Origin of the sequence: Streptomyces hokutonensis (assembly GCF_000376565.1) — a bacterium.
GTDB lineage: Bacteria > Actinomycetota > Actinomycetes > Streptomycetales > Streptomycetaceae > Streptomyces > Streptomyces hokutonensis.
The window spans coordinates 160928-186187 of the sequence record NZ_BARG01000044.1; the positions used below are offsets into that span (position 1 = coordinate 160928).

The window sequence follows — 25260 nt, forward strand, 5'->3', positions numbered from 1 at the left end:
GCCCTGCGGACGTCATCCCTGCTCGGCGGACGGTCGCGGATCGACCGCCAGCGCGTCACTCAGGCGTTTGACGATGTCGGCCATGGTGTAAGAGAAGTGGTCGATCTCCACTGCCGTACCGGCCGAGGCCACCAGGAACGAGCCGTTGCCGGCGGCGATGACGAACAGGTACCCGTCCCGGTACTGGACCATCGTCTGTTGCCAGGGAGTGTCCAGGTCGCTGACGAATTCGGCGCCGTTGCGGCTGAGGGACTGGAGCCCGGTCGTGGTCGCCGCGATCCTTTCGGCGAGCACCCGGCCGACGCCGTCCGAGGCCGACATCGCGAGCCCGTCGGCGGACAGCAGGACGGCGTGCCGGGCATGGGGGACCTTCACGAGTTCATCGAGGATCCAGCTCAGGTCGGGGCGTTGCTTCGACTCCGGGTAGGCGTTCATCGCGTCGGCTCCTCGGGAGCGGTGGGGGTTTCGGTGGTGGGGTTGTGCACGGACTGGGTGCCCTGCGCGAACGCGGCGAGCCCGCGGCCGGAACCCGGGGGCGGGGGTTCCGACGCGACCAGTTCCGGAGCCCTGTGGCGGGGCCCCCCGCGCCGCGGGCCGCGGGCCGCGAGTCCGTCGGGCGTCACCTGGTATCCGCCGTTGGAGACGGGCTGGTTGTCGTCGGCGGCCGGGGAAGCCGCCTGTGCCGGCTGAGTCGTACCGGGCTCGGAGGCGTCGGTCGGCGGAGCGGCGAGCATGGTGCGGGGCAGATGCACCACGACCCGGATTCCGCCGTGGACCGAGTGCGCATGGTCGAGAAACACGCGGAAGCCGTACCGATGGGCGAGCGCTCCCACGCCCAGATGGCCAAAGGCGGGCGGTGTGCGCAGCTCCGTGAGCCTGACGGGGTGATCTCCGGACAGACGCCGGGCTGCTTCTTCGCGGACTTCGGCCGTCATGCCGGACCCGGCGTCGTGGATCTCGATGCTGATGCCCTGGTGGGCATCTACGAAGGTCACCTCGACCGGTGTGTTCGGTGCGCTGTGCCGGGCGGCGTTGTCCAGCAGTTCCGCCACCGCGAGCACCACCGGTTCCACGAACCGGCTGGACAGGTGATAGGGGATTTCCCTGGGAACCCGCACTCTGGAGTAGTCGCGGATTCGTGACACGCCTCCCCGGACCGCGTCCAGCATCGGCACGTCCTCACGCTGACGGCCCGGCCACTTGTCGATGATCACCGCGAGGATCTGCAGGCGCCGGGCCAGCTGGCTCGCCGCGTGGTCGATCGGCTGGACCCGCGCCAGGACCTTCTCGTCGTGCTCTGCGTTCAGCAGGTCGGTGATCGCGGTCTGTATCTCGTAGACCAGTGGCTGAACCGAGCTGGTGGCAGCATGTACGGCGGCGCGGGCGGACGCCTCGGCCCGAGCGGCGGCCTCCGTGAGCGCGGCATCGAGCTGCTCCAGGATCGCCTGATACGCCCTGCCGGTCTCGGTCCCGGCCAGGTGCGGGTGCAACATCAGCCCGGCGGAGGAGGCGAGGGTGCCGGTACCGTTCTGGAGGGCGTACACCAGCCCCGGAATCCTGGCTTTGGCCAGGTGCCAGGCTTCCTCGTCCCGCTCGGCCAACTGCCGCTCGATGTCAATCTCGGCACCCTCGATGTCGGCCTCAGCGCGTTTGGCCTTGCCCCGGTAGTGCAGCGCGGCCAAACTCGCGGCACCGAGACCGGCAGACGGCGCCCAGAGCAGCGCGTTCTGTATCAGGGACGTCATCAGATCCTCACGGACGTACGGGAGTCGGGGACGGGACACTCGGCGACGCGCAGCAGCGGCAGTACGGGATGCAGCATCATCGGCGCGGTGAAGGCCCGGCCGGCGCGCGCCCGGCGTTGCCGAGGCGGACCCACCGCAGGTGCCCGTCGGCCGGGGCCAGTACCGGCGGCACCTGAAGCGTGCCGCTGTCCCTGTGAACCGCCGGCGTCGGCCAGTACGTCTCGAAGCCCGACCCGGGCGGGAGGAACAGCACCCACTCACCAGGGCGGGCAAGGACTGCACCCACGGGATGGGGACGGTGATGAGCGAGACGAGCGAGGACCTGCCGAGCCTGCGGTTCGGGCAGAACCAAGGTGTCGAACAGGTCGCCGACCGAGACCTCGACAGGTAACGAGGCCAGACAGGCGGCCGGGAGCACGCTGGCCAGCGTGGGGTTCGATGCCACTGCTACGTGCATCTTCCGGCTCGGCAGTGAGACACCGCTGTCCCGGCTGACCATCGCGGCGATGTGCGGGTCTGCGACAGGCCCGAAGTCCTTGATGCGGGCGCGAGTCATGTTTTCGTTTCGGGGAAGGCCCGGACGGTCCGGGCGTACGGATGGTGTGGCACAGGAGGGATCAGCAGCACTCGCCGGACCGCTGGAAGGGAGAACCGGATCTCCCTCACACGTGGCGGGAGCACGGACTTGGGCCCGTCCTTCCAGCGTCGGTAGGCCCAAGAACCGGGCGGGACGAAGCCGGCAGAGGGACAGCGCCCGTCCCTGCGACTGGTTAGCGGGCCAGTCGTGCGGAGTGGACGGGCGGCGGTTGGATCAGGAGCCGGAGCATGGAAGCGGAAGTCCTTCCGAGTGGAGTGATTTCACATGACCGGAGGACGAAGGCGCGGGACTGCCCCGGCGGGCGAAGCCATATCGATCGGGTCGCTCCGAAGGAAGCCCTGTACGGATCGTGGTCACACAGTGACCGTCTCGCGAGCCGGGGCGCCTCACCAGGGGAATTCGGAGGGGGAAAAAATCTGTCAAGGGGGAAACGGAAGAGGGAAGTTGCAGCCATGATTGGCACACACACGAGGACAAGGTCACGCTCATGGCAACAGACCCGTTCGCGGAACTGCTGATCCAGCTCCGGAAGGGAGCAGGCCGGACGCAAGAGCAGCAGGCCGACGCGATCAACGCTGCCTCGGGCCGGGAAACCGTGACCCGACGTGAGATCACCCGCTACGAGAACTCCAGAACCATCCCGACAAACCACACGCTTGTGTACATCGCGATGGCCTGTGGCACATCCACCGAATGCTTACAGCGGGAGGCGGCAGCCGCCCGTGCGCGGCGCAGACAGAGCGCCCAGGGGGAAGGAGAGAGCCAAGACAGCACGAAACGCCACACCCTGCTTGAGGGTGCCGTAGTCGACACGGTCGCCGTCGAGCCACTCTGGGACAGTCCCGTAGACATCACATCGACTCTTGACGTCCTGCTGGCATCCAATACTGCGTTGGCCGCCCTTCAGGCATCGAGCGACGTACTGCTGCGCATCATCGAGGAGTACGAGTCTGACGGCCCCACGGGCCCCTTCCAGCTCGCGGCCGAGACACGCCGGCTCCGCTCCCGTCTGCACAAACTGTTGCAAGGGCACCAGCCGCCTTCCCACCGTACCGAGCTATTCCGGATCGCCTCACGCACCTCGGCGGTCCTGGGTTATATGGCCGTCAACGCCGGACGCCACAACCTGACCACGGCCTACTGCACTGAAGCAGTGGCCATGGCGGTGGACATCGGCGATCTGGAAACAGTGATGTGGGCCCACGGCACGCTGTCGCTGTCGGCTTACTACCGAGGAAACCTCACGGACGCAGTTCGCTGGGCCAGCGCGGGTATCGACCTTGCTCCCGACCATCCGCAGGCGATCCGCTTACAAGTCAACGGACTTGCCCGCGCACTCGCCCGCCAAGGCGACCGTCCTGGCACGCTCAAAGCGATCTTGGCGGCCGAAGACCTCACCGCCCGACACGACGTCAGCTCCGCTCTCACTCCATGTATTTCTCTGGAGCCCTACGGTCTTCCCCGCACTCTGGCAAACGCGATCACCGGCCATGTCGCCCTCGGTGACACCGCTGACGTCCTGCGCTACGAGAACGAGATCAGCGGACACGTCGCCACCTCCGAATCGGATTGGACCCGCTCCCTTGTGGCACTCGACGTCGCAACCGTCCTCGTCTCCGGCCGTAGTACGGATGTCGAGCAGGCCATGCTCCTGGGGTGTCAGGTCCTGGACGACGCACAGCAAGGCCCCCTGATCCTTTCAGTCGTCCAGCGTGCCCACGCCCTGCACCGCAGTGCCAAGAGCTGGAAGGAGACTGCGGCCGTACGCGAGTACGGCGAGGCCCTGCGGGCGTGGTCAGATACCCCTCGCGTACGACAGTTGACCGAATCTGTCACGATGTCCGCATCAGGAGATGCCTCAGGAAGGACGTCGCCAACGGAATGGCTCCGCTGATATCGCACCCGGACGCGTTCCCCGCCACGCCTCCTCCGGACCTCGATGATCCCGCGGTCATCGTTGCCCACGAGTGGCAGGCTTTCGATGAGCTGGTCCAGATGCAAGACCACTGGCAGCGCCCGGGATGGACTGCGGAGACCCGGGCCTACTACTGGCTGATCACCATCCCCGACGACCACACCTTCGTCGCCCACGCTCTGCGCAGTCAGCACTTCGTCCGCGATCTCGGAGTGTTCGATCTGATCGGCGTGGGGGACTTCCACCTCACGCTCGGTCGCATTGGTCGCACTGATGAAGTCGATGAGGACCAACTCAGGTATATCGCCGAGGCTGTTCAGGCCAGTGCGCCGCACACGTTCAAGCTGTCGGCCCTGCCCCTGACCGGATCCCGCGGAGCCCTGCGCTACAGCGTTGCTCCCTGGACTCCAGTCATTTCTCTCCACCAGCTCCTGGTCGAGACGTCGGCCGGATGCGGCCTACCCCCCATGAAGAGCACCAGCAGGCTCAGACCGCACATTGGGATTGGCTACTGCCACACAGCGGGTCCGGCCGGCCCCGTCCATGCAGCTGTGAAGCCCCTCCGATCGTTGCCACCCATAGACCTGCTGGTCGATCGCATCGATCTTGTTGAAATGCGACGTGAGTGTGCTTCCTACAAGTGGCGCGTCGTCCAGACCGTTCGGCTGCCACGCGCCGATGGCGTGGGACTCGCCTGATCTGCACGAATTTGTGCACGAGTCCATGGTCGATGAGGCGACGGACAGCGTGGCCCCGCCACTGATCAGGAGATAGACGTCAAACCGGGGGTGCAGGCGAGTGAAGTCACTGCAGGCCGCCCGAGGCGGGGCAACCGCGGGTTCCGGCAGCGATCGCTCGGCTACGCAGGATTTTGAAGGCCCTTGCGAGATCCTCGGGAGTGTCAACGGCTACGCCCTCGTCCGTGACGGGAAGCATCCGAACGCCGTACCCGTTCTCGATGAAACGCAGCATCTCCACGCCCTCAGCCTTCTCCAAGGGCCCCTGAGGGAGCTGTTGGAATTGCCGGAGAGCCTCACCCGTGAAGCCGTAGAGGCCGAGTTGGCGCAGGTATGTGGGGCGGGTCCCTCGCGGGTAGGGGATCGGCTGGCGCGAGAACATCAAGGCGCTGCCGCTCGTTCCCACCACGGTTTTGACGACGTTGTGGTCGAGCACGGCAGCGGCGTCGACCAGTTCCGTATAGGCGTTCACCGCGAGGTTGCCGGTGGTGAGGTGGTGCAGAGCGTCGGAGACGGCGTCGATCGCGGCCGGCGAGATGAATGGCTCGTCGCCCTGGACGTTGATGTAGCCGTCGGCGGACACACGCTCGGCGCACTCCGCGACGCGGTCGGTGCCGGTGAGATGTTCCCGGGTGCGCATGGACTCGATGCCCAGGCGGCGGCAGACGGCCTCGATGCGTGCGTCGTCGGTCGCGACCACCACGCCGTCGAGACGCGTGGCCTCCAAGCATCGCTGGTGCACGTGCCACAGCAGAGGTTTGTCCCCGAGCAGGGCCAAGGGTTTTCCGGGGAAGCGTGAGGCGCCCCACCGGCAGGGGATGACCGCGATGTGGCGGCGTACGGTGCGTGGTTGTGCTGGTGAGGCGGCGGACATGGCAAATACCCCCGGTTGGTTGGCGTTTCAGGAACGTGCGGGACGTTGAAGGAGCGCGAGCTTGGCGCGGACGGTCGGTGACGCGGTCTCCTCAAACGGCCGCCAGTCGTAGCCGCTGACCTCTTCGGTCTGGAGTGTCACCGTGTGCTGCGCTGTGAGCCGGAAGGCGAATCGGAAGTCGATGTGCTGGTGCGCCGGTTCCTCTTTGGCGGGGTTGGCGTCGATGTCGTGCACGTCGATGTCGAGGGGAACCGTCTCGAACCCGGGGAGCGGGGCGACCGCGTGGTCGGGGAGGCCGGCTTCCTCGAAGAGTTCGCGGAGGGCGGCGTGGAGGAGGTCCTGGTCGCCCGGTTCGATGTGGCCGCCCGGCGCGAGGTACTTGCCGGTGGCGTTGTGATGGATGTGCAGCACGCGGTCGGCGGCGTCGAGGACGATGGCGCTGCACGTGACGTGAGCGGGGAACGTCTTGCGGTGCGCGGGGTCCTGCGGGCCGGCCAGAGCGGTGAACAGCGGGGCGAGCAGCTGCTGTTCGCCCGCGTTGCGGACGAGATACGCCTCGGCGGTCGCGCGGATGCGGTCGGGGGACGGCGGCACGAGGGTCACCTTTCGAAGTGGTCGAGCCAGATCCCGGCGATGGCCTGGCGGTCGGTGGTGGGCATGGTGTGCAGGCCGGGCTCGAAGAGTCCGTGGCTGAGGGCGGCGGTGGCGGCGAGGATCTCGGCCTGGACGAGGTGGATGTAGGTGCCGACGGCCGCTCCGTGGACGAAGTTGACGGCGCCGCCGTCGGCGAGCACGTAGAAGTAGTGACCGGTGATCTCGTAGCGCGTCAGCTGATCACCCACCGGTACGCGCTGGTAGAGGTCGTGGAGGGGCGCGAGTTCCAGCTCGTCTTCCGAGGAGGTCACCGATGCGAGGTAGGCGCCGTTGCGCAGGGCGGCGAAGTCGTGCTGGCGCAGGGCGAGATTCCCGGTGGCGCACAGGACGAGTTCGGCGTCCCTGACCGCCTCGGTGGTGGTCGTGGTCGTACGGAAGCCGTGCGAGTGCGCCTGCACGCGCCGGATGGGGTCCCTGTCGTAGACCGTGACCCGCAGGTCGTGGGCGCGGAGGGTCTGCGCGATGGCGCGGCCGACCTTGCCGAAGCCCAGGACGCAGGCGTTGCGGCTGGTCAAAATGTCTCCGCGGGCGCGGACCAGAGCGTCGGTGGAGAAGACGATGGACTGGCCGACCAGGTGGTCTTCGCAGTCTTTGAGGGGTGAGCGGGCTACCGAGATAACGGGGCATCTGAGCTGGTCGAGTCCGGCGTAGCGCTGGTGGCCATTCTCCGTGTCCTCCACGACGCCCAGGACACGGCCGGAGAACTTCTCGACCACCGTGGCGAGGCTGGGTGCGAAGTAGCCGCCGATGTCCGCCAGGACGATGTCCTGGCCGCCCGCGGTCTCCTCGACGTACTCCAGCGCACGGGTGGGGTCGGCGAACAGGTCCCGGCTGAGTTCGTGGACGGGGTAGAGATCCCGGACCGTGTCCAGGGTTCGCTGGTTGATGGACTTGGGCTTGGGCAGGACGGCACCGATGGTCGAGGTCGCGGCCATGGCGCGCAGAAATGCCGGGCGTTCGGAGAGCAGGTGCGTGATGATCAGTGAGGTGATCGGGCCGGCGGCGGGGAATTGCTCGGTGATGCGCCGGAAGAAGGTGTCGAGTCGTGCTCGCTCGGGGCTCTCCACAGCAACTCCTTCTGAATTCCCGCTTGTTAGGCGGCCTGCGCGCGCACAGTGGGCGCGGCGGTGAGGGTCTGCATGTGGGCGCGCATGCCGCTGTGGAGGTCGACCTGTGGCTGCCAGCCCAGAACCTCGTGGGCGCGACCGGGGTGAGCGCGGGTGGTGAGGACGTCACCGTGGCGGGGGCCGTCCTGAAGCATCTCGATGTCGCGGCCGACGAGGCTGTTGGCGATGTGGATCACTTCGAGGAGGGAGGCGTTCGCTCCTCCCCCTACGTTGATCACCCCGTTTGCGTGGGGTGCGGTGGCCGCAGCGATGGTGGCGGCGACCGCGTCGTCGATGTAGGTGAAGTCCCGGCGCTGGTGACCGTCGCCGTACAGGCGTAGGGGCTGGCCGGTCAGGGCGGCCAGCAGAGCGCGGTGGGTGAACATGTCGGTGCGCTGGCGGGGGCCGTACACGGTGAAGTAGCGCAGTGCGACGACGGTGGTGGGGCAGTGCGGTTGCGCGGCGTGGGCGAGGCAGAGCTGTTCCTCGGCGAGCTTGGTGACGGCGTACGGCGAGGCAGGCCGCGGCTGGTCGGTCTCGACGCTCGGTCCGCCGTCGGTGGAGCCGTACACGCTAGAGGAGGAGGCGACGACCAGGCGGGGAACGCGCAAGCGGAGGGCGGCGTCCAGCAAGCGCTTGGTGGCCACGATGTTGGAGGCAACGTACTCGCCGAACTGCGCTCCCCAGGAAGGACGGACGCCAGGGATGCCGGCGAGGTGGAAGACGGCGTCCGCATCGACGAGAAGGGGATCAATCGCACAGCCGATCAGATCGGCCGTGACGTTCATGTACCCGGGCAGCGACCGCAGAGGGGCAAGGTTGGCTGCGGCAGTCGGGTCGGCGGCCGGGTCACGGCGGTCGACGCCGATGACCGTGGTCCCGGCCTGGACGAGGGCGTGGGCGAGGTGGGAGCCGATGAAACCGGCGGCGCCGGTCACGACGGCACGGCGCGGAAGTTGGGGGTGTTGAGGGCTCAACTGCTGTGTCACGGTGAGGTCTCCAGAAGCGGTGGGGTCGGCGGTTCAGCTCAGCCGGGCCAAGACGGTGCGGCCGTGGGCGGTGAGGGCGAGATCCTGCTGCTCGTATCCGCGGACGAGAGCGGTGACCGCCTCGATGGCACCGAAGGATTCGAGAAGGCGCTGCTCGGTGTCGTTGGGACGGCGGCCATAACCGGAGTAGAACGCGTCCCTAAGTTGGGGAGCCGCCTGCCAGCGGCGGAATTCGAGACGGGCGAAATCACGGATGCGGGCATCGCGCCGCATGTGTTCCAGGTCGTACATGCCGAAGAACTCGCCGATGTTCCAGTTCCGCGGCTGGTAGTCGAGGTGACAGGCCGTACTGTCCATGAGCGTGCCCGCCAGGATGTCCCGGTGGGCGGACAGCAGGAGACGCTCGACAGCGGAAATGAGGCCGGCCTCATCGGCCCGCTGGATCCAGCGGGCGAGACGGTTCGCCAGGTCGGGGCCGATGGCTCCGGAGCGCGGGATGAGGGTGGCCTGGTGGAGCAGGCGCAGGATGCGGCCCGCCTCGTAGTGGGCCAGTTCCTCCTCGGACGATCCCGGGGCGACGGTGTCGGCCGACGTGCCGGACAGCGCGGTCACCAGCAGCGTGCGTGTGGTGTCGTGGCTGCCGACCAGCTTGGGCACGTGCCCGGTCAGGTGCGGCGCCCAGGTGCGGTAGGCGTGGACCTCCTGGAGGTACCGGGTCCTGCCGGTGTGCTGCTTGGCGAAGTATCTACGTCCCGTGCCGTCGGCAAGCTGGAGCAGGTGGGGCGGAAGGGATGGGTCCGGTATGACGCGGACGGCGCCAACCCGGTCGCGGGCCAGTTCCAGGCGCGGATCGGCGGGGGCCGTGATCACGAGGCAGCCTCCTGCGCCGGGAGGGCCTGGTGGGAGGTGTCGTTGTGCCGGTCGAGGATCCACCGCCTCTGGTCGAGGCGGTTGCGGTGGTGCTGCCAGCAGGTGATGGAGGCGTGGGTGATGGTGAAGCCCGCCGGGGAGCCGGGCGGGAGGCCCAGGAGCAGGGTGTGGGCGGCGATCACGGTCTCGCCGTGCGCGGCGAACAGGACGCGGTCGCCCTCGTGTTCGTCGATGAGCTGTGCCAGGTGGGCGCCGGCCCGTTCCAGGTAGCCGTTCCAGGTGTCGGAGCCCAGCGCCCAGGGCGTGTCGGGGTGGGCGTGGGGGCCGCCGTTGGCGGCGGTCTTCACCTCGGCCCAAGGTCGGCCGTCGGCGTCGCCGTGGACAGGGCCGTCGAGCCGGGTGTCCGTGGTGAGCGGGATCCGGAGGGCCTGGCTGATGATCTCGCCGGTCTGGCGCAGGCGCAGGCGCGGTCCGGCGTACAGCGCGTCGAACGACCTGTCGCGGTGTTCGTCGGCGAGCCGGCGGGTGACCTGTGCCACCTGGGCGTAGCCGCGGTTGGTCAGTCCGGTGCAGCTCCGAGGTCCTCCGACTAGGCCGTCGGCGTTGCACTGGGCCTCGCCGTGGCGGACGAAGACGAGTTCGGTGGCGATCATGCTCAACCTCGGAGTCGGGGGTAGGCGGGGGGCCAGCCGTAGCTGTAGCCGTGACGCCCGATGTAGGGGGCGGTCAGGACGGCGTGCAGGGCGAGGAAGTCGTCGAGGCGGTGGCGGTCCGTGACCCCCAGACGGGTGTCGTGGTGTCCGGCGGCCTCGTTGTAGGCGTCCAGGGCTGCGCCGACAGCCAGTTCGGGGAGCGGCCCGTAGGTCAGCAGCAGCGTGGCAATCAGCTTCGCGAGGTCGTACGCCATCGGCGCGAGGGTGAGGTCGTCGGTGTCGACAGTGACGACGTCCCCGGCCGGCGTGATGAGAAAGTTGCGGGGGTTGCTGTCCTTGTAGAAGGCGGTAGGCCCCTCCGCAGTCTTCTCCAACAGCGCCAACACCGCGTGCAGAGCGGCCTTGTTGGGCAAGTAGCCCTGCTCCAGGCGGCGTTGGAGGGCGGTCCGGCGGGGAGTGAGGTAGTCGGCGAAGGCGGTGCCGTCCTCGAAGCGGTGCGGTACGGCCAGGTCGGCGGCGTGCAAATCGCTCTCCCAGGCACTTCCGTGGGCATGGCCGAGCAGCGTGGCCAGCGCGGGCAGGTCGTCCGGCTGAACCGAGCGGCCCTCGATCCGCCGGTAGGTCAGGCTGCCCGTCCCGATCACCACGAACGCCGGCAGCCGCATTGGGCGCGCGTGTTCGGTGAGCCACCAGTGGTGGCGGACGGCCGCGCCGACCTGAGCGGGCGTCGCGTAGAACTTGGTGAACTGCTCCTTCGTCATGCCCGGGCCTCCCGAGGGCGGGCCACGACGAACGTGATGACGGACCCGGTCGTCAGCGGCCGGTCCGGCACGAACTCGTGCAGCACGGCAGCCAGGGCGTCCGGCTGGCCGTACAGGCCCGGGGCGAGGTCGTACTTCGGGTTGGTGGCCACGTACTCGGCGACGTGGTCGAGGCTGTCGAAGGTGAAGACGTGCTCCTCGTTCTCAACGCTTACTACGTCGAGCGACGTGGAGGCTAGCGCGGCGAGGTTCCCGCTGTGCGCCGAGACGTACAGGCTCTCGTGTCGCTCGGCGCGAGGGTCGAGGCCCGCGGCGGTGACCAGCTGGTCCAGCTCCCGGTAGCTGTCGAGGCTCTTGGTGACCAGCACGGCCAGCCCGCCGGGGGCGAGGACCCGGTTGATCTCCGCGATCACCGTTTCCGGGCGCGAGGAGTGGTAGAGGCAGAACGCGGCCACCGCCAGGTCGCACGAGGCGGTGGGCAGGGGCAGGTGATGGAAGTCGCCCTGGAGGAAGCTCACCTGCCCGCCCGGCAGATGGCGGGTCCGCTCGCGGGCCTGCCCGATCAGGGCCGGGGCCGCGTCGAGACCGACGACCCGCTGAGGGCGCAGCAACGTGGCCAGCACCGCGCTGCTCGTGCCACGACCGCAGCCGATGTCCAGGGCCACACCGAGACGGCCGGCGCGCACGTGATGGGCCCGCACCAGCTCGACGATCGTGTCCGGAACGGGCCGGCCCGCGGTCTTGGCCCGCATCAGAGCGTTGGACCGGCCGGCGAGCCGGGACGCGTCGCCGTACAGCTCCGTCTGCCGTTCGGGGTCGAGGAACGGATTGATGACGCTCATGCCGGACCCTCCCGCCAAGGGCGCGGACGGCTCAGCGGTGCTCGGCGGCCACCGTCTCCAGCCAGCGGCGCGTCTGGCGCCGGTTGGCCAGCAACACCACGTCGGCCCGGCCGGAGGCGAACTCCTCGATCTTGGCCATGACCCGCGGGCGCATCTTGCGGCGGTACGTCGCCACGTACTGGATCACACCCCAGTGAATGCGGTTGTGCACCCCGTTGCCCTTGTGCCCGGCCCCGTGCCTCAGCTGCCGCGAGAAGATCCCGTACAGCGCGGAGATCGTGGACACGTCCATAAGCACCACGGTGTCGCAGGCTTCGAGCCGGGTCTGGAGCGTCGAGTTGTAGTTGCCGTCGATCACCCACCGCGGCTGCGCGACCAGCTCCCGCTGCAGCTCGGTGAACTTCTCCATGGGTAGCGGGGTCCATTCGTCGTCGTAGAACGCGGCGTCCAGGTGCGTCACCGGGGCGTCGAGGATCTTCCCCAGCGCTCGGGCCAGATAGGACTTGCCGCTGCCTCCGCAGCCGACGATTGCGACCTTCTCCATGGTGCTCCAGCCTAGAGTCGCTCGGGCGCCCGAGCGGGCCGGCCGCCAGAACGCATTCGGATGATCCGGGCACGGTGGCCCGGGTGGTCTGTCGCATCATGCCGCTCCTCGCTCGGCCGAGGGGGCGACGAGTGTGTTCAGCACGCTCTCCAGGGCGTCGACCTGCCTGCTCAGCCGGAACAGATCCAGGTGGTCCAGACAGGACGCGATCAGCTCCTCGTGCTGCTGGCCGCCGGCGATCTGCCTAAGGAAGGCGAGGCGCTCGATCGCCTCCCGACCGGAGGACACGATCAGCTCGGCAGGCACGAACTGCTCGACGTGGAGGATGTCGGCCGGCGCCAGCGGCAGGCAGCCGGCCAGTACCGCTTCGAAGATCCGCTGGGTCATCTGCCCGACGACGGTGTACCGCTCGGGCAGCATCAGGACGGTGGCCAGGGACCTGCTGTACAGCTCGTGGACTTGAGGGAAGGGGATCCGGCCGAGGAAGCGGACCTGCGGCCAGCGCTCGGTCCGGGTCCACTTGCCGCCGACCTGGTGCGCGACGTGGGCGGCGGCCGGGGCGAAGTAACGGTCGAAGTGGTGGTCGCGGTCGTACTGATTGCCCACATAGCCGAGGTCGAGATCGCGGGGTGTCGCGGCCAGCGCGAGCGGATCTGCCTGATCCAGGAGCCGGTCGCTGACCGGGAAGAGCAGGCGGTGCGCGCCGGGCGAGAGGGCGAGGGCTGCTTCGCACACGGCGGTCCGCGGTGCGCGGCGCCATATGCTGTCGATCCGCAGGGTGCGGTCCTTGTCCCAGATCACGGTCGGCGTGCCGCGCCGTACGGCGTAGTGCATGAGGAGTTCGCCCTGGCGGTGCAGGTCGCAGGTGTGCCCCTCGGTACCGCACGCGCTGGTGTTGCGTCCGCTGATCAGCCAGCGCCACTCCAGGAACAGGACATCGATCTCCGGAAGGCCGTTGTCGAAGACGTAGGCACCGCCGAGGTCGTCTCCTGCTTCGAGCAGGTCGCGGTTGGCCTGGAGGAAGACAAGTTCGTGCCCACGGTCGCGGAGGGCGTCGATGAAGGGGCGGCGGTGGCTGCGGCCCCCGTCCGGCGTGTCAGTGATCCCGTTGCCGAGGAACCCCCAGAAGCTGTATCCGATCCTCATTTGGTGATCCACCGGCCTTCCAGCAGCAGAGCGTCCAGGCCGGAGCCGGTCAGGCAGTCCAGGGCCATGGCCGGTGTCCCGCAGATCGGCTTTCCCTTGACGTTGAGCGAGGTGTTGATCAGCACCGGGACCCCGGTTCGGCGGGCAAAGGCGGTCAGCACCGCATGCATGAACGGATTCTGTTCAGCGGTCACGGTCTGCAGACGGGAGGTGCCGTTGGCGTGGACGATGGCCGACACCCGCTCGCGCGCGGTGTCCGTGACGCCGGATGCCATCGACATATAGGGCGCCTCCTGGCCGAGGGTGAAAAACTCCTCGGCGCGCGCGGCCAGGACCATTGGGGCGAAGGGCCTAAACGGCTCCCGGAACTTCACGGTCGCGTTCAGCCGCTCCACCACTCCCGGCTCAAGGGGCGAGGCGAGAATGGAGCGGTTGCCCAGGGCACGGGGGCCGGCTTCCACCCGGCCCTGGAACAAGCCGACGATCATGCCGTGGGCGAGCTGGTCGGCGAGGAACTCGGCCGTCTCGATCCCCAGCATCTTCTGCTGCAGCCCGGGCCACGCGGTGAGGTCGAGGGGCTGGTCCTCAAAGGACGGCCCGAGGTAGCAGCTTCGCGCGATGCCCGACAACGGACGCTGGTTGCCGCTGTCGATGTGCACGGCGACCGCGGCACCGACCGCCGTGCCGGCGTCACCGGGGGCAGGCGGCACGAAGACGTCGTCGAAGATGCCGGCCTCGATGATCCGGCCGATGCTCACGCAGTTCGTGGCGACCCCGCCACCCGCGCACAGCCGGCGCGAGCCGGTGAGCAACCTTGCTCGGCGGGCCAGGTGCAGCATGACCTGCTCGGTGCGCTCCTGGAGGGCTGCCGCCAGGTCCTGATGTACATACGCGACCGGCTCGGCCACATGGCGCGCAGGACACGTCTCGGCGAGGAAGCGACGCGAGGTGCGCGGGTAGCCGGAGGACAGCGTGCGCGGGGGGAAATAGGAGGGGTCGACGTAGAAGCCACTCGGTGTGGTGCGGACGGCGCGTGCGAAGAGATGCCGGAACCGTTTCGGGTCGCCGAGGGCGGCGAGCGCCATCACGGTGCCTTCCTCATCACCGCGGCGCCATCCCAGATGCTCGGTGACCGCGCCGTACACGTAGCCCAGCGAGGCCGGGTCGTTGAGGGATTCCAGGGTGCGGTTGCTCGGGCGCAGCGCGTTGTGGCCGTGGGCGATGGTGGTGGTCTGCCGTTCGCCGAGGCTGTCGACGACCAGCACCGCGGACTCCGTCCACCCCGACCATGCGAAGGCCGCCAGCTGGTGGGCCCGGTGGTGCAGGACCGGCATCACGCGGGCGGAGGGGAACAACCGACCCAGGGCGCCGACGCGCCGCTGGGTACGCAGCCCGACCTTGGCGAACCCGTGGGCCCTGGGCAGCGCCCGCTCGCGGGTCGTCGCCGACAGCGCCAGACGCAGCGCGGCCGGGGACTCCACCAGGTAGTGAGCGGGCTGGAAGTTGTAGGCGACGGCGTCTACATCGCCGGGGGTGAGTCCGGCTTCCTTCAGCAGCCAGTCGACCGCGTGCTGCGGGAACGCCTTGGTGTGTTTGTCCTCGGACAGGCGCTCTTCCTCGACGAATCCGACCAGCTCCCCCTCGACCAGCAGGGCGGCGGACGAGTCATGAGTGTAGGAGCACAGACCGAGGATGACGGAAGGGGTGTGGTCCATGGCGGTTGTCACCTGGCCCCGGCTGTGGTGCGCGCGGACGAGGAGGCGGCGCGGCGGTTCAGTTCCTGGTACCAGGACGTCAGCGCTGGGCCGAGAGGGCCGTCGACCTGTTCCGCTTGGCGCCACGCCGTGTCGCGCAGGTTGATCTTCCACAACTGGTAGCTGCGCATCGTGGCGGTCATGGCGTCCCAACCTGGATGCCCGGTGAGGTCCAGGGCCTGCACGTGCCGGAGCAGTTCGTCGAAGCCTTCCCAGGGCGTGCGCAGGTCGGGCATGACCTCGCTCGCGGTGAGCGAGGTGAGCTGCTCGGCCTGGTCGAGATGGTCTTCGTAGATGTGCAGGGACCCGACGTGGTGGTGGAAGTTGCCGAGCTCGGCGCCCAGCCACCCGGCGACCAGCTCGTGCAGGACCGTGTAGAAGAACAGGTCGTACGGCATGCCGACCCACGCGTCCTGGCCGCGCATGGAGGTCGTCATATGGAGGTGGCCGGCGCGAAGGCGGAAGCCGAAACCGAGCGTGCAGGGCACATCCTTGTGCCCGGCCGCGTCCAGAGCCGGGTCGTACAGCTGGATCAGAGCCCGGCGCGAGTCGGCATCCTCCGTGAGGATTTCGACGACGCGGCGCAACTGGTCGACCTTCCCTGCCCAGTTCCGCATCCGTGGCCCGTACGCACCGCGCAGGACACCGTCATCGGCGTACTTCCTTAACCGGCCGTTGTAGTTAAATATCCAGTCGGCGTCCGAGCCGGAGAGGTGCCAGACGGTCTCGGCCACCGCGAACGCCGGATTGAGGATCCTCGACGGCGGCGCAGACAGCAGACGGGCCCGGGGCTGGGTCAGCAGCATGTGGACATCGAAGACCTCGCGGGTCGCCATGCCGCGCGGTGCGACCTTCACACCGTTCTTCGCCAGGGCGACGGCCCCGGCGAAGAGTTCGGCGACGCTGTCGCCGGTCAACTGGGTCATCGGGCACGGACTCCTTCTCCCTGCGCCTGCGTGCGATCAGCGCCGGGGGCATCGTGGTGGACGGGGGCAGGGCGCGCGACGGTGTCGGCGCGGCCGAGGATGAGGTGTGCGATGTCGGCAGCGCTGTTGCCGCGCCACCGGCACACCGCATCCGGCACCGTCAAGTCGGTGGACTGGCCGGGCCGGGCCAGGGCGGAGAGAACGTCGGCGACCTCCTCGGCACTGGTGCAGCGCGAGGCGAGGCCGTGGTCGGCCAGACCGAGGGTGCGCTCGCCGGCCGCGCCGATTTCGAGGACCGTCACGTTCAGGAGGGCCGCCTCGATACCGCAGGTCGAGTACGCGCTGGCCAGAGCATCGGCACCGGCAAAGCACCCCCGTGCACCGACTTGCAGGTCGGCCACGGCCACGAGCGGTCCATCGTTCTGCCGGGTCAGGGCGGAGAACGCGTCGGCGCTCTGCGCGGGGTGGGGGGCGATGACGAGTCCCCAGTCGCCGTCGGCTCTACGGAGTCCGTCCATGAGCACGTTGGCCTGGGCGCGGAGTCGGTCAGGACCGAAGGGCTGACAGGCCCAGACCGCGATCCGCTCGGGCTGTCTCCCTGCGGTGGAGGCCATCAGCCGTGCCAGATAGCGCCGTTGGGCCTCGGGGTCGAGATGAGCCAGGCCGTCGAAGCGAGGCTGGCCCAGGACGTGGACCTCGGCGTCGGGATGCCGCGCCCAGGCGTTCGCGAGGGCGACGTCGCGTTCTCCCATGACGACGATGTGACGGCTGTGCAGCGCGGGCCAGGCAACGGCCTCTGCCGTCCACGCACCGTGCTGAACGTGCACCGTGCTGATGCCGTGGCGCTCAGCCGCGTGCACGGCGAGCGCTCCCAGCGGGCTGGTGTCGTTGCTGACCAGCAGAGTGTGCGGCCGGGCCGAGGCAAGGACATCGTCCAACCAGGCTTCCGCTTCCACGACGGAGCGCCACGACGGCTGGGTGCAACCCCCGCTTGTCTCCATCAGCACCGACAAGAGCTGGAGCAGCCGGTCCAGCAGGACCGTGTGCTCCTTCACCCGCACGCCGCCGCCGTCCGTCGTCCGAAGCGCTTCCACGGCACTGCTCAGCCCGAAGAGTCCAGCCGGCGGCGAGCACAGCCCCACGTCCTCGGAATCTGGAGCCGGACTCCGCTCCGCCGCATCGGTGGCGAGGTCGATCAGAAGGGTCCTTCGCCCGTCACGTGCGAGCACGTCGAGCACGGGGAGCAGAGTGGCCGCGTGACGAGAGGACCATGACAGCGCCACCACGTCACTGCTCAAGTCCCCTAAGACAGCCGAGGCACCAGCAGCCACCTGAGGAGCGGGAAGGGTGCGCAATGGCGCGGAGCGCAGCGGGTTGTGCGGGGCTGCCGCGCCCAGCACGAAGGCCACACCGGACCAGCTGACGGTGTAGGACCGGTACTCTCGCGAACTGCTCGACCGCACCCCGACGAGCCCCTCGTACGGCGCGAGTGCCATCGGTCCCGGGGCCGTCGCGAACGGTTCCCAGGCGCTGAGCGCTAAGAGCTTGCGTACCAGCTGCGCGACCAGGCGCCGGGCCGGCACATGCTGCACATGGAGCCAACCCGCACCGCCCTGTGTCGTCACGAGGTGCGCGCCGTGCGTCTCAAGGGCACCCATGATCCGGTCGACGTGTTCGTCCACCTCGCCCGAATTCAGTGGCAGAGCCTCCAGGTCCCGAGTGGTGATCTGCTCCGTCCGCATGTGGGCGAGAGAGCCCTCTCCTACCAAAGCCCACAACGACTGGCCCGTGGCACCGGTCTGCACGAGGCCGAGTGCGCTGTGCCCAACTGCCCTCACACCAGGCCCCCTTCGATAAACGGGGCCGGAGAGGCGGTGACGTCGAGCAGGTGTAACAGTTCCCTGGGAGATTCAGCGACCACGGTGGAGGGACCAATCGGAGCCCCGTACCCCCAACCCGCATGGATATAGGGGACGCCGGCTCGGTGGGCGGTCTCCTGGTCGACCGCCATGTCGCCGACGTATGTCGCCTTGGCCGGATCGGTGCCGAGCTCGATCAAGGCGAGCAGGATCGGGTCCGGCGCCGGCTTACCGCGCCCCGGCCCGTCGGGCCCGCGAACCACGGCGAACGGGCAGCCCAGCTCCGAGAGAAGAGGCGTTGCCCGGAGCAGCGGCTTGGACGTGACGACCCCGAGCGACCAGCCGGCAGCAGCGACGGCGAGCAGCACGTCCGTGATGCCATCGAACACTCGGGCCAGGTGGGCCACGGCAGTTGACGTTTCCGTGTATGTCCGGTGAATCGCCTCGGCGTTGGCCAGGCCGAGACGTTCCATGATGACGTCGAAGGGGCGGCCGAGATGCTCCTGGTACGCCGTGAATGGCACGTCGAGACCATGGGTCGCCTGCACCGCGTGCCACGCGCTCTCCATCACGGGAAGTGTGTCGACGAGGACCCCGTCCAAGTCGAGGAGCAGGCTGCGCGGTGCCTCGGAGTCGGCGTCGGACTTGCTCTCCGTCGCGGTGGACGGAGTAGGGAGAGGTAGCTGAGGGGGCATGACGGAGGGCTCCAATGAGGACGAGGGGATGACGAGGTTCAGGAGGCGGGAGTCGGCTCGGGGCGCCTGATGAAGGCGAGCACCCGCTTGCCGGTCCCGTCCTCGGTGGGACACGTGGTCCAGCTGTCGGCGGTCGCCGACACGAGGTGGAGGCCGCGCCCGCTGATCGAGTCTTCATCGGCAGCGTGCTCCACCGGGGCGTGAGGCGAGTTGTCCTGCACCTCGATCGTCACCACATCCGCCTGGACCACGAGCGTCAGCGTGATCTCCTCGTGGCCCTCGCCCTGTCCTGTGGACCGGTCTCTCGCGGGAGCCTCGCAGGCCCGGCCATAGCGCTCGGCGTTGGTGGTGAGTTCACTGACGATGAGCACGGCATCGTCCAAGAGGTCGGCCAGCCCCCAGGCACTGAGGGCATCCCGGGTGAAGGAACGGGCCATCCGAGGGGCACTGTCGTTTGCGGCCAGCGTCAGACTCTTCTGGTGCTCGGGGATGTCGACCCAGCCGTCTTTGGCCTGAGATTGATTCATGCCCGGCTCCTGACGGCGCGTCCCTGGGGGGAACGGTGGCTCCCAGCCCTCTTTCGCCCCTGAGACCGCGGTAGCGGTTGTCGAGGCCCCGGGATAGGTTCTGGCGTCGGCACCAGACGTGTGGCTGGTCTTCACCGGATTTCCTCCCGGGCAAAGGCAGATGGTGGTTTCGTTGACCTTGAGCGAACCGTGAATGACGACGGGTTGGTATCCCCGACCAGTCCTCGATGCCGTCAAACCCGTCAAAGATTGTTCTCTTGTGAACGGGGACGCAGGATGGCACCCAGGAACGAACAACTGGCCGCTGTGATCGCGGAGACTGGCTGGTCGCAGCCCAAGGTGGCCGCAGCGGTGGTCAGGGTTGCGGCGGAGGTTGGCGCGGACGAACTGTTCAGCACGAGCCGTTCGCACATCGCGATGTGGATCTCTGGAACCCGCCCCACTGGCAGGGCGCCCCGTATCTTGTGTGAGACGTTGTCCCGGCGGCTGCAACGCCCGGTCACACTGGCGGAGATTGGACTCCCGGGATCGACTCCCGAGGCCGCCCCGGCATCCGAATGGCGCGTCGATACGCTGACAGCGCTGGTGGATCTGGGGAGGAGCGACGTGGACTTGGAACGCCGCCAACTGCTGGCTGGGGCCGCCTACTCGGTAGGCGGCCTGGTGCTGCCCGGGCAGCAGTGGTGGGACGACGCCCCACAGCGAGCCAGGTCCCGTCCAGCGGCAACAAGCCGTCGGATCGGCGCTAGCGAGGTCACCGCCGTCCGCGAGATGACCGAGTTCTTCTCCAAGCGAGACCAGCGGCACGGCGGGATGGACGGCCGCACAGCTCTGCGGCAGTACATCCTCGACGACGTCGCCGGGTACGTGGGTGGGGTCTTCGCGAGCGAAGAGACACGCCGAGACCTTCTCGCTGCCGCCTCTGAAGCCGTGTATGTGGCCGCTTGGATGAGCTTCGACGCCTCTCAACACGAGGCAGCGCGCCGCTACTTCACCCTTGCCCTGAAGCTCGCTGCCGAATCCGACGAAGCCCCGCTGGCGGGTCACATTCTGCGCGCCATGGCCCATCAGGCAACCGACTTGGGCCATCCCAGGGCGGGAGTGAGACTCGCGGCGGCTTCTGTGGACCAAAAGCGGTACACCCTGGCCAAGCCCCGAGAGCGCGCGCTGCTCGGCGTCGTGCAGGCACGCAGTCTCGCGACGGACGGACAGAAGCGCGAGGCGATCGCGGCACTTCTCCGGGCCGAGGACGACCTCGCTGCGGCACAGCCCGGCGACGAAGATCCCCACCGGGTGTGGTTCTTCCAACAAGCGTCGCTGGCTCATGAGACGGCACGCACCCTGTGGACCCTCGGCGACCTCGAAGGAGCGCTCCGCGAGTTCAACAACAGCGTGCTCACAAGAAAGGCCGACACATTCAGCCGGACCCACGCTGTGACACTGGGCTACATGGGCACCGTCCAGGCCAAGCAGGGCAACGTCGAGGCAGCCTGCCACACGTGGGCCCAAGCCCTGGACGCCATGGAAGGCGTCCAGTCGGGACGAGCACGGGAAGCCGTCGTGAACATGCGCCGAGTGCTGTCTCCTTTCCGGAACCGCGGAATCCACGCAGCAGCGGAGATCGACGAGCGAGCCAAGGCCGTACTCGAACGAGTAGCCTGACGGCGCCGTGATGGCGAGGACGAGCACGGTACAGCCGTGCCTCCCGCTCTGCTCTAAACCGAGAAGGGGAAAGCCGTGTCCGCACAGTCCATTGAAGTGCCTGTCGTCGCCACAGTGGTTGGAGGCCATACCGGGCGGCTCGACGACTTCAAGGGCGGCGTGGAATCGATTATTCGATTGCGGCCGGACTACCCGGTGGAGACCCTGCAGGGCATCGAGGAGTTCTCGCACCTCCAGGTCACCTGGTCCTTCAACTTTGGGTCCCCTGATGACGTAGCCCTGCACGCCCGTAGCCCACGGGACAATCCGGCGTGGCCGGCGACCGGCACGTTCGTACACCACAACCACCGGCGGCCAGCTCGGCTGGCGACCTCGTTTCCTCGACTTCTCCGCGTTGACGGGCGCGATCTGCACGTGACCGATCTCGACGCAGATGAGGGTACGGAGGTGGTGGATCTGGTGGCGGTGTTCGAGGAGATGCTTCCTCGCGGCCCCATTACTCAGCCCTCTTGGCCGAGCGAGATGCTGACGGACTACTGGCGAAACGCCACCGAACGCTGAAACGGCGGAATTGGTCGTCACCGCGCCCCCTTGGAGAGTGTGGAGCCGATCAACGGCTCCGACGCTCGGTAGCGTCGGCGACCTGCTCTCCGGCGGTACGCAAAGAGCCAGCCGCGGCCTGACGGCTTGGCTGCGTTGCAGGGATACCTATTCCTGGTCCAGCTTCTGCCCGCCAGGTTGGTCCTACCCGCGAGCAGGAGCGGTGCCACCCTGCGGAACATCGTCATGGGCTCATCGCATCGTGTGCCCCGGCCTCGGACCAGGGGAATTCGGAGGGGGAAAAATCTGTCAAGGGGGGAAACTGGAGGGGGAATTGAGGCCATGATTGGATTCCGCCCACCAACAGAGGTCAGACTCATGCCAGATCCGTTCGCCGACTTGCTCCTCCAACTTCGGCAAGATGCGGGCAGAACGCAGGAGGAGCAGGCAGAGGCGATTAACGTGGTCTCCGGCCGGGAGACCATGACCCGCCGAGAGATCAGTCGTTATGAGAACTTTGAGACCATTCCCACCAATCACACGATCGGCCATATTGCGGTGGCCTGTGGTGTCCCTTGTGGGGAGCTACAGCAGTTGGCGAAGGAAGCCCGCGCTCGGAAGGGAAGGGGGCGTGCCAATGCAGGGGAGGATCAGGACGTCGTGAAGCGCCGCACTTTGCTGGGTGGCGCTGCGATCGGCGTGAGCGCAGCTGCCGAGCCCTGGGGGCGCCTCGCATTCGCTCTCCGCAAGGGGGCCAAGATCGATAGGGTCGCTGCCATCGCGCTCGTCGACCGGGCCGCTGATCTGCACGTTCAGGAACTCAGCCTCAGCGCCCGGCGGCTACAGAACACGGTTGAGTCGCATCTTGACGCGATCACCGCGGCCTTACCTCATGCCGGCGAGCATGAACGCGCGCTCACCATCGCGGCCGGGGAGACCGCCGCCCTGGCCGGATGGGTGGCCTGGGACCTGGGGGAGTGTGACAAAGCCGACGCCTACTACAAGGTCACGTCGCAGTGTGCGTCGACCGCTGGGCACCCTCCACTCCGAGCTCTGGCCTTGACCTACGCCAGCTACGGCACCTCGACGCCGAGGGCGAAGGCTGAACTCCTCTCCCAAGCGGCCAGGGACGTACGAGGCCATGGCAACGCAACGGCTGCCGCCTGGGTCCTGGGCAGGCATGCCGAGGAAGCTGCGGCGGCCGACGATGAGGTGGGTGCACTCCGGGCGTTGGAGCGAGCGCGGTTCGTCTACGACTTCGCGGATCACACCAGCGAGCAGGCATGGGTTCGGTTTGTGACCCCATACCGCATGGACTCGTTGGCGCTCTCCGTATACGGCCAGCTGAGGCGTCCCGAACTCACGTCCACAGCTGATACCGCACTCGACCGCCTCGGAGGGGAACTTTCGGACGGGGGCGTCGTGGTTCTCGGCGATCTTGCTTCGGCGCTCCTGCGCGGGGGCGACGTCGACCAAGGCGTCTACGTGTCACATCAGTTCGTCGTGGCGGCTCAGGCTAAGCCCAACACGATGGGCAAGGAGCGCGCATCAGCCATCGCTGCTTCCCTTCCGGCAGGAGAGCAAGAACTAGCCCTTCACCTCGCGCAATTCGCAGCATGAGCGCCCCGTCGTGGAGGACGCGGGCGATCGCGGGCAACGAATGACGTCGTACGGCGGGCTCAGCAATTCTCAGACCGATTTCGTTTCCTCGGCAACCCAGGAGAGGTACGCCTCCGACCCCCCGGTCACGGGCAGTGTGATCCACTGGGGAACGTCGTACGGGTGGTTCTCGTGTAGCCAGGCTTCCAGTGCTGGGAGGCGGTCTGTCGTGGTCATGTACGAGATCCGCCACTCCTGCGCTGCCGCGATCTTGCCCTCCCACCAGTAGTACGCGGCGACCGGCGCATCGATGTGAACGCCGGCTGCCAACTTGCTCTCAACCGCACCTCGGGCCAGCGCCTTCGCCAGCTCCTCGTCGTCGCTGGTCGTCTGCGCGATCACGATGTCGGTCATGCCACTGCCTCTCAAGCCGGGAGTAACCCGACTCTATCCAGCGGCGTCCCGTGGGCACGCAGGTGCCAGGCTATGCCGCAATCAGAATGGGTACGGCCCTGATCGAGCCTCACGGGTGAGACGAGGATGTGTCGTGTTGCCCCGGCTTCAACGTCGAATGTGAGATGAGGCAGCATACCCGGGCCAAAGGGCCGTAACTATCTACACCTCATCGTCGTGAGCTAGGGATTCGCCCACGGCAGACAAGAAAGCGCGCCGAAAAACTGGATAGTTGCGTCAGGACTATGTCAACGTACAACGTCCCGCAAAAACCAGGTCAACCGGTGCTGCCGTTCGAGTGCGATGAGGATTCCGAAACACCTCGGAATTACGCGTCGCGTGGATCGGTCCTCTGGCGTGGCTGCTACTTCGGAGGTCTGTCTGTCTGATTCCGCTATCCGATCTGCCCGCTTCACTTCACCCGTGCTCTTTGCCATCGGAGGACTGAACGCTTGGGTCGGCCAGGCGGCAGGTAACTACCTTGCGGTCTCCACCGGGCTCTGTGTCTGCGTCTGTGCGGCTGGCCTTTTCGGCGAAGACCTCTTGCAACGAGGGTACCGGGGCGATCGTGTCGTCCTCGCGTACGTGGCACAGCACCCAGGGGTCGTGTCCCGTGTCGTGGTGTAGGGGATCAAGCGTTGCGCGTTCCGGTACGAGGTCCCTGACGATCTTTGGAGGGGCGGCAGTCCACGAGGCGCCCTGTTGAGGCGAGTTGAGTACCTGGTCTGGCCGATCCACCGTCCCCGACCTGTGGATTCCGACGCCTTGATTCGGCTACACCACCCGGCGGGACGCCATCCACCCAGGCGCCACAACTCGGCAAGTGGCACAGGCCCTCGGTGTTGCCGAGCGCCGCGTCACGGTGAATCTCGACCGGCTTGCGGGCGACGGCCTTCTAGTGGTCGCCGCGGACAACGAGCCCGGGGCCTTGCGCTCGTACCTTCTTCCCCCTCCCGCCGATGGCGAGCCCAAGCAGACGTCGGGTACGTGACGCGGCGCGCAACATAGCCGACGATCGCCGGTTGGCCAAACCGGCGCTTCTTCGGACCATTGAATGACCAGGGGACGCCGAGGCGTCCCGATGTCTCGCGTGAGGAGTCAAGTGGCTTGTCGCAGCTCGCAATAGACGAATCGTCCTTGCTCTCTGCGGACCACGTCCGCTCCCTTCTGGAATGGATCCAGGAGGAATCTCCGGGAGCGGTCTTCTCCTTCCTCGCCTCCATGGCGGGCACCGCGCTGTCGCCGGGCGAGGCGGCCTCGGTTCGGGTGCATGATGTGACGCTTCCGGACGGGGAGTTCGGGGAGGTGCTGGTCCGCGCCGGCGAGGGCCGGAAGGTTCCTGTCTCCCCGGACCTCGTGGGCGTGCTGAGGCGGTGGATCGACAGGGCGGACTTGAAGACTGGCGATCTGTTGTTCCCCGGTGAGCGGGGTGGGCCGTTGTCGTCCTCCGAGTACCGGAGGGTGTGGAGGCAGGCTCGTCAGGCGGTGTTGAGTCCGGACGAGGTGCAAGCGGGCTTGGGGGAGCAGGTCTCCTGTCTGCGTGATTCCTGTCTGGACCGCTGGCTCAAGGCGGGCGTTCCGGCGTGGGGCGTCGCTGAGTGGGCTGGTGTGAGCGCGAGTTGGGTTGCGCTGCGTTACCCGCATCGCTTCAGACTGGAAGACGTCGAGATCGACTGGGACCATCTGGAAGAGATCATGGGCCTTCGGGACACCTCCGAACGGTAATTCCCGTCCCGCGCTCCGGCCGACGCGCCGAGCGCGGGGCCACCCGCCGTGCGCATCCCGAACTTCGGCGGTCCACGCCTCGCTGC

Annotated in this window: 24 protein-coding genes; 6 read left to right on the forward strand and 18 right to left on the reverse strand. The window is 67.8% G+C overall.

Annotation, left to right across the window (positions count from 1 at the left end; translation table 11 throughout):
• Positions 1-12 precede the first annotated feature (12 nt).
• A complete protein-coding gene (locus SSP08S_RS26995; RefSeq protein ID WP_019070760.1) occupies positions 13-435 on the reverse strand; it encodes a roadblock/LC7 domain-containing protein in 423 nt (140 codons plus the stop codon).
• A complete protein-coding gene (locus tag SSP08S_RS56020) occupies positions 432-1745 on the reverse strand; it encodes an ATP-binding protein (protein ID WP_019070761.1) in 1314 nt (437 codons plus the stop codon). Before SSP08S_RS56020 ends, SSP08S_RS26995 begins: the two co-directional genes overlap by 4 nt.
• 1085 nt (positions 1746-2830) lie before the next feature.
• On the opposite strand from SSP08S_RS56020, the gene SSP08S_RS63630 reads away from it, so the two are divergent.
• Positions 2831-4237: a helix-turn-helix domain-containing protein gene (locus tag SSP08S_RS63630; protein WP_019070763.1), complete on the forward strand. Its 1407-nt coding sequence runs from the start codon at positions 2831-2833 to the stop codon at positions 4235-4237.
• On the forward strand, positions 4225-4956 hold the full coding sequence (locus SSP08S_RS27015; RefSeq protein WP_019070764.1) for a 2'-5' RNA ligase family protein: 732 nt from the start codon (positions 4225-4227) through the stop codon (positions 4954-4956). The genes SSP08S_RS63630 and SSP08S_RS27015 overlap by 13 nt, the downstream gene beginning before the upstream one ends.
• Before the next feature lie 106 nt (positions 4957-5062).
• On the opposite strand, the gene SSP08S_RS56030 is transcribed toward SSP08S_RS27015, so the two are convergent.
• The 15 genes from SSP08S_RS56030 to SSP08S_RS56035 form a co-directional block, all read right to left on the reverse strand.
• Positions 5063-5869 carry a 3-deoxy-manno-octulosonate cytidylyltransferase gene (locus tag SSP08S_RS56030; protein WP_051105988.1) on the reverse strand — a complete coding sequence of 269 codons (807 nt, stop codon included), beginning with the start codon at positions 5867-5869 and terminating at the stop codon, positions 5063-5065.
• Positions 5870-5896: 27 nt separating this feature from the next.
• Positions 5897-6463 carry an NUDIX hydrolase gene (locus tag SSP08S_RS27025; RefSeq protein ID WP_245607961.1) on the reverse strand — a complete coding sequence of 189 codons (567 nt, stop codon included), beginning with the start codon at positions 6461-6463 and terminating at the stop codon, positions 5897-5899.
• Between the two features lie 5 nt (positions 6464-6468).
• A complete protein-coding gene (locus SSP08S_RS27030; protein ID WP_019070767.1) occupies positions 6469-7590 on the reverse strand; it encodes an adenosylhomocysteinase in 1122 nt (373 codons plus the stop codon).
• Positions 7591-7616: 26 nt separating this feature from the next.
• Positions 7617-8618: an NAD-dependent epimerase/dehydratase family protein gene (locus tag SSP08S_RS27035; protein ID WP_245607962.1), complete on the reverse strand. Its 1002-nt coding sequence runs from the start codon at positions 8616-8618 to the stop codon at positions 7617-7619.
• A gap of 33 nt (positions 8619-8651) precedes the next feature.
• Positions 8652-9488 (reverse strand): phosphotransferase, encoded by an 837-nt coding sequence (locus tag SSP08S_RS27040; RefSeq protein WP_019070769.1) that lies wholly within the window; start codon positions 9486-9488, stop codon positions 8652-8654.
• Entirely contained in the window at positions 9485-10141 is a 657-nt protein-coding gene (locus tag SSP08S_RS27045) for a histidine phosphatase family protein (RefSeq protein ID WP_019070770.1), read from the reverse strand. Before SSP08S_RS27045 ends, SSP08S_RS27040 begins: the two co-directional genes overlap by 4 nt.
• A gap of 2 nt (positions 10142-10143) precedes the next feature.
• Complete coding sequence (locus SSP08S_RS27050) at positions 10144-10902, reverse strand: phosphotransferase (protein WP_019070771.1); 759 nt, start codon at positions 10900-10902, stop codon at positions 10144-10146.
• Entirely contained in the window at positions 10899-11744 is an 846-nt protein-coding gene (locus SSP08S_RS27055) for a class I SAM-dependent methyltransferase (RefSeq protein ID WP_019070772.1), read from the reverse strand. The genes SSP08S_RS27050 and SSP08S_RS27055 overlap by 4 nt, the downstream gene beginning before the upstream one ends.
• Positions 11745-11775: 31 nt before the next feature.
• The gene (locus SSP08S_RS27060) at positions 11776-12288 is read right to left on the reverse strand and encodes a P-loop NTPase family protein (RefSeq protein ID WP_019070773.1); all 513 of its coding nucleotides are present in this window, start codon (positions 12286-12288) and stop codon (positions 11776-11778) included.
• 96 nt (positions 12289-12384) lie between these two features.
• Positions 12385-13434, reverse strand: coding sequence for a glycosyltransferase family protein (locus tag SSP08S_RS27065; RefSeq protein WP_019070774.1), 1050 nt, complete (start codon positions 13432-13434; stop codon positions 12385-12387).
• A complete protein-coding gene (locus SSP08S_RS27070) occupies positions 13431-15149 on the reverse strand; it encodes a carbamoyltransferase family protein (protein WP_019070775.1) in 1719 nt (572 codons plus the stop codon). The genes SSP08S_RS27065 and SSP08S_RS27070 overlap by 4 nt, the downstream gene beginning before the upstream one ends.
• A gap of 8 nt (positions 15150-15157) precedes the next feature.
• Positions 15158-16114, reverse strand: coding sequence for a thymidylate synthase (locus tag SSP08S_RS27075; protein ID WP_019070776.1), 957 nt, complete (start codon positions 16112-16114; stop codon positions 15158-15160).
• The gene (locus SSP08S_RS27080; RefSeq protein WP_158697217.1) at positions 16111-17856 is read right to left on the reverse strand and encodes a hypothetical protein; all 1746 of its coding nucleotides are present in this window, start codon (positions 17854-17856) and stop codon (positions 16111-16113) included. The genes SSP08S_RS27075 and SSP08S_RS27080 overlap by 4 nt, the downstream gene beginning before the upstream one ends.
• 92 nt (positions 17857-17948) lie before the next feature.
• Positions 17949-18668 (reverse strand): HAD family hydrolase, encoded by a 720-nt coding sequence (locus SSP08S_RS27085; protein ID WP_019070778.1) that lies wholly within the window; start codon positions 18666-18668, stop codon positions 17949-17951.
• A 38-nt stretch (positions 18669-18706) separates the two neighbouring features.
• The gene (locus SSP08S_RS56035; protein ID WP_019070779.1) at positions 18707-19195 is read right to left on the reverse strand and encodes an ATP-binding protein; all 489 of its coding nucleotides are present in this window, start codon (positions 19193-19195) and stop codon (positions 18707-18709) included.
• 276 nt (positions 19196-19471) lie between these two features.
• On the opposite strand from SSP08S_RS56035, the gene SSP08S_RS27095 reads away from it, so the two are divergent.
• The 3 genes from SSP08S_RS27095 (at position 19472) to SSP08S_RS27105 (ending at position 23017) form a co-directional block, all read left to right on the forward strand.
• On the forward strand, positions 19472-20857 hold the full coding sequence (locus SSP08S_RS27095; protein WP_026178856.1) for an NsdA family TPR-like regulatory protein: 1386 nt from the start codon (positions 19472-19474) through the stop codon (positions 20855-20857).
• A 75-nt stretch (positions 20858-20932) separates the two neighbouring features.
• The gene (locus SSP08S_RS27100; RefSeq protein ID WP_019070781.1) at positions 20933-21418 is read left to right on the forward strand and encodes a TrmO family methyltransferase domain-containing protein; all 486 of its coding nucleotides are present in this window, start codon (positions 20933-20935) and stop codon (positions 21416-21418) included.
• 357 nt (positions 21419-21775) lie between these two features.
• Positions 21776-23017, forward strand: a complete 1242-nt coding sequence (locus SSP08S_RS27105; protein WP_019070782.1) for a helix-turn-helix transcriptional regulator — start codon at positions 21776-21778, stop codon at positions 23015-23017.
• 69 nt (positions 23018-23086) lie between these two features.
• Here the strand turns inward: SSP08S_RS27105 and cutA are convergent, their stop codons facing one another.
• Complete coding sequence (gene cutA, locus SSP08S_RS27110; protein ID WP_019070783.1) at positions 23087-23410, reverse strand: divalent-cation tolerance protein CutA; 324 nt, start codon at positions 23408-23410, stop codon at positions 23087-23089.
• A gap of 1146 nt (positions 23411-24556) precedes the next feature.
• Between cutA and SSP08S_RS27115 the strand changes: the two genes are divergently transcribed.
• Positions 24557-25174 (forward strand): tyrosine-type recombinase/integrase, encoded by a 618-nt coding sequence (locus tag SSP08S_RS27115; protein ID WP_019070784.1) that lies wholly within the window; start codon positions 24557-24559, stop codon positions 25172-25174.
• The last annotated feature ends 86 nt before the right edge of the window (positions 25175-25260 follow it).

What these genes read in the sequence shown, in the direction of transcription:
- SSP08S_RS26995 (WP_019070760.1), bottom strand. Translation starts at nt 435, where the DNA reads ATGAACGCCTACCCGGAGTCGAAGCAACGCCCCGACCTGAGCTGGATC.
- SSP08S_RS27075 (WP_019070776.1), bottom strand. Translation starts at nt 16,114, where the DNA reads ATGACCCAGTTGACCGGCGACAGCGTCGCCGAACTCTTCGCCGGGGCC.
- SSP08S_RS27095 (WP_026178856.1), top strand. Translation starts at nt 19,472, where the DNA reads ATGGCACCCAGGAACGAACAACTGGCCGCTGTGATCGCGGAGACTGGC.
- cutA (WP_019070783.1), bottom strand. Translation starts at nt 23,410, where the DNA reads ATGACCGACATCGTGATCGCGCAGACGACCAGCGACGACGAGGAGCTG.
- SSP08S_RS27105 (WP_019070782.1), top strand. Translation starts at nt 21,776, where the DNA reads ATGCCAGATCCGTTCGCCGACTTGCTCCTCCAACTTCGGCAAGATGCG.
- SSP08S_RS27080 (WP_158697217.1), bottom strand. Translation starts at nt 17,856, where the DNA reads ATGCGGACGGAGCAGATCACCACTCGGGACCTGGAGGCTCTGCCACTG.
- SSP08S_RS56035 (WP_019070779.1), bottom strand. Translation starts at nt 19,195, where the DNA reads ATGAATCAATCTCAGGCCAAAGACGGCTGGGTCGACATCCCCGAGCAC.
- SSP08S_RS27055 (WP_019070772.1), bottom strand. Translation starts at nt 11,744, where the DNA reads ATGAGCGTCATCAATCCGTTCCTCGACCCCGAACGGCAGACGGAGCTG.
- SSP08S_RS27015 (WP_019070764.1), top strand. Translation starts at nt 4,225, where the DNA reads ATGGCTCCGCTGATATCGCACCCGGACGCGTTCCCCGCCACGCCTCCT.
- SSP08S_RS27065 (WP_019070774.1), bottom strand. Translation starts at nt 13,434, where the DNA reads ATGAGGATCGGATACAGCTTCTGGGGGTTCCTCGGCAACGGGATCACT.
- SSP08S_RS27085 (WP_019070778.1), bottom strand. Translation starts at nt 18,668, where the DNA reads ATGCCCCCTCAGCTACCTCTCCCTACTCCGTCCACCGCGACGGAGAGC.
- SSP08S_RS27070 (WP_019070775.1), bottom strand. Translation starts at nt 15,149, where the DNA reads ATGGACCACACCCCTTCCGTCATCCTCGGTCTGTGCTCCTACACTCAT.
- SSP08S_RS27060 (WP_019070773.1), bottom strand. Translation starts at nt 12,288, where the DNA reads ATGGAGAAGGTCGCAATCGTCGGCTGCGGAGGCAGCGGCAAGTCCTAT.
- SSP08S_RS27050 (WP_019070771.1), bottom strand. Translation starts at nt 10,902, where the DNA reads ATGACGAAGGAGCAGTTCACCAAGTTCTACGCGACGCCCGCTCAGGTC.
- SSP08S_RS63630 (WP_019070763.1), top strand. Translation starts at nt 2,831, where the DNA reads ATGGCAACAGACCCGTTCGCGGAACTGCTGATCCAGCTCCGGAAGGGA.
- SSP08S_RS27045 (WP_019070770.1), bottom strand. Translation starts at nt 10,141, where the DNA reads ATGATCGCCACCGAACTCGTCTTCGTCCGCCACGGCGAGGCCCAGTGC.
- SSP08S_RS56020 (WP_019070761.1), bottom strand. Translation starts at nt 1,745, where the DNA reads ATGACGTCCCTGATACAGAACGCGCTGCTCTGGGCGCCGTCTGCCGGT.
- SSP08S_RS56030 (WP_051105988.1), bottom strand. Translation starts at nt 5,869, where the DNA reads ATGTCCGCCGCCTCACCAGCACAACCACGCACCGTACGCCGCCACATC.